2 protein-coding genes are annotated in these 2,871 nt (G+C 66.1%); one reads left to right on the forward strand and one right to left on the reverse strand.

The window, feature by feature from the left end:
- Positions 1 to 111 precede the first annotated feature (111 nt).
- Positions 112 to 2,055, reverse strand: a complete 1,944-nt coding sequence (locus EN745_RS32990; protein WP_245487895.1) for a transcriptional regulator — start codon at positions 2,053 to 2,055, stop codon at positions 112 to 114.
- Between the two features lie 298 nt (positions 2,056 to 2,353).
- Between EN745_RS32990 and EN745_RS32995 the strand changes: the two genes are divergently transcribed.
- The coding region (locus EN745_RS32995; protein WP_127423181.1) for a pyridoxal-phosphate dependent enzyme at positions 2,354 to 2,871 on the forward strand (518 nt) is incomplete at its 3' end.

Consider the following 2,871-nt stretch of genomic DNA (forward strand, 5'->3'; position numbering starts at 1 on the left):
GGCATCGCCAACGCCCGCCATATCCAGGGCGGCATCGACGCGTGGAGAAAGGCGGGCGGGCCGCTGTTGCGGTAGGCCGTGGCGGCGCAGCGCGGGCCGGATTTCAAAAGATCAATTCAGGCCGATGCGCCTGGCGCCGTGCCGGAACATGGCTTCGGCGTCCCGGTCGAAACGGAAGGTGGCGATGAAGTCGTCGGCACGATAGTCCGGCAGGGTCTTGCGGATTGCGGCGGCGAAAGTGCGCGCCTCGTCCTGCCGGCCGGCCAGCGCCAGGCAATGCGCGGCGATCGCCAGGATGATGATGTGGGCGTTGGGGCGGGCGGCCGCCTTCAGCGCCCATTCCGAGGCGTCGCCGAACTCTCCAAGGCGGGCATGGGCCATGGCGCGGGCGCCCATCATGCCGAACAGGAGCGGGTCGAAGGGGCTGAGATGACGCGAATGATCGGACGAGCCGATCGCTGAGCGCGGATCACCCGATTGCGAATGCACGAAGGACAGCGCGTAGTGGCCGAGCGCGAAATTGGGGCTGAGATCGACGGCCCGTTCCAGCTCGAGCAGCGAGCCGTCGCGTTCGCCGCGCAGCCACAGCGCCCGGCCCATGGCCCAATGCGCCGCCGGATTGTGTTCGTCGACCAGAAGACTTTGTCCGGCGGTTTCGAAGGCAAGCGCAGCTTCCTGGTCGCGGTCGCCCCAGCGCTGGAAGGCGTTCTGCCAGTGGGTGAAGGAGAGGCCGGCATAGGCGCGGGCAAAGGTCGGGTCCTGCTTCAGCGCCATGTCGAAGAACTGGTGGGCCAGCTCGTTTTCGGTCCGGGTGAAGCGGTACATGTGCCAGAGGCCGCGATGGTAGGCCTCCCAGGCGTTGAGCGAATTGGGCGCCTTCAGCATCGCCCGGTTGCGCTCGACCGTGGTGACCTCCGCCGCGATGGAGGACACGATGCTGTTGCCGATATCGTCCAGCACGACAAAGATATCGTCCGGCCGGTGCTCGAACGTCTCGGCCCAGACGATGCGGGCCGTGCACACCTCGACCAGCTCGACCGCGACGATGATCCTGCCCGACAGGTTGCGGACGGAGCCGGTTGCCACGTAGTCGACATTCAGCCGGCGCCCGGCATCCTCGGGTGAGATGTCCTTTTCCGCCAAAGCGAAAACCGAGCCGCGGGCGATGACGAAGAAATCCCTGAGCTTGGCCAGGCGGGTGATGATGTCATGGGTCAGGCCGTCGGCCAGCCCACCACGAAAATCCGCGGTGCCGGCGTGCTCGACGAAGGGCATGACTGCGAGCGAGGCGCGGCGTGTCGCCGATGTCTCGGGCTCGGCCGGAGCGACCGGTGCCTGGGGCACCGCAAACGCCGGCACGGATCGCACGGGTGGCGTCGCGCTGGACTGACGGGATCTCATTTCCTGCCATGCCTCGCGCAGGGGGGCGAAATCCAGCTCCTCCGACTCGAAGAGCCGCGCAGCGGCAGCCAGATGCTCCTCGCACGCGCCGATCTGGCCACGCCGCGCGCTGTTTTCCAGCAGCGCAAGATGAGCGCGGCTGTCGAAAGGGGCGAGTTCCAGCCATTTGTCGATATAGGCGCCTGCCTCGTCGGATTCGGCCGGAAGCAGGCCGATCAGATGCTCCAGTATGGCAACATGGCATGACCTGAAACGACGGCGCTGCGCCGTCAGCCAGCTGTTGAAATGCGGGCTGCGGTCGAGTTCCAGCCCGTCGAGGAAATCGCCGGTGAAAAGGTGGGAAAGCGTCCTCAGCCGCTCGAGGCCGAGGCTCTCGATGCCTTCGGCGACCGCCGCGGCGGCTTCCACGGCATCGATGCCAAGTCCGGCAAGACGAAGCGCGACGGTGTCGCCTTCGGTCTCGATCCTGCGCCGGCCCGGCTCGTCGAGCGCGCCGCGCAGCTTGCTGAGGCACCAGCGTAGCTCACCGCGCGGATCGTTCGGCACATCCCACAAAAGCTCGCACAGGCGGCTGCGTCCGACCGGGTGCGGAGCAAGCGCCAGATAGGCAAGCAATGCACGCAGCTTGCGCGACGCCGGCAGCGCCACTGGCATGTCGTCGCGCGAAATCACCAGCTGTCCGAGCAGCCGCACGGAAAGGCCGGCGGCAGTGCTTTTCAGGCTCTCTCGGGCGGATTCCACGTGCGTTTCCACGCTCGCTCCCACGCTGACCAGTTGCTCCATGTTCTATCACCAAACCCGACAAGGCGCACCGGCAGCGGACATTCCGGCCGGATGCAGCCGTTGCCGAAATGAAGGCACGTCGAGCAACCTAACGCGGCAAGGTCTCGAAACCTCGCCGCCAAGCCCTCCGGTTTGTAACCGGATCGTGAGGACCAAGAGGAGACCAGACATGTTGCAGCAGTTGAAGATCAGAACCACGGCCGGGCGCGGCCGGTTGTTCGACAGCATTCTCGACACGGTCGGCGATACGCCGGTCATCCGCATCAACAATCTCGGCCCAGGCCATGCGACGATCTATGCGAAGGCCGAATTCTTCAATCCAGCCGCATCGGTCAAGGATCGCCTGGCGCTCAACATCATCGAGGAAGGCGAGCGCAGCGGCGCGCTGAAGCCGGGCCAGACCGTGGTCGAGGCGACCAGCGGCAACACCGGCATCGGGCTCGCCATGGTCTGTGCGCAAAAGGGCTACCCGCTGGTGGTGACGATGGCCGACAGCTTTTCCGTCGAACGCCGCAAGCTGATGCGCATGCTGGGCGCCAAGGTGGTGCTGACGCCGCGTGCCCAGAAGGGCTTTGGCATGTACAAGAAGGCGGCCGAGCTGGCCGAGGCCAATGGCTGGTTCCTCGCCCGCCAGTTCGAGACCGAAGCCAACGCCGCCATCCACGAGGCGACCACGGCGCGCGAGAT

The sequence above is a fragment of the Mesorhizobium sp. M4A.F.Ca.ET.022.05.2.1 genome (assembly GCF_003998845.1).
GTDB lineage: Bacteria > Pseudomonadota > Alphaproteobacteria > Rhizobiales > Rhizobiaceae > Mesorhizobium.

What these genes read in the sequence shown, in the direction of transcription:
- EN745_RS32990 (WP_245487895.1), bottom strand. Translation starts at nt 2,055, where the DNA reads ATGCCAGTGGCGCTGCCGGCGTCGCGCAAGCTGCGTGCATTGCTTGCC.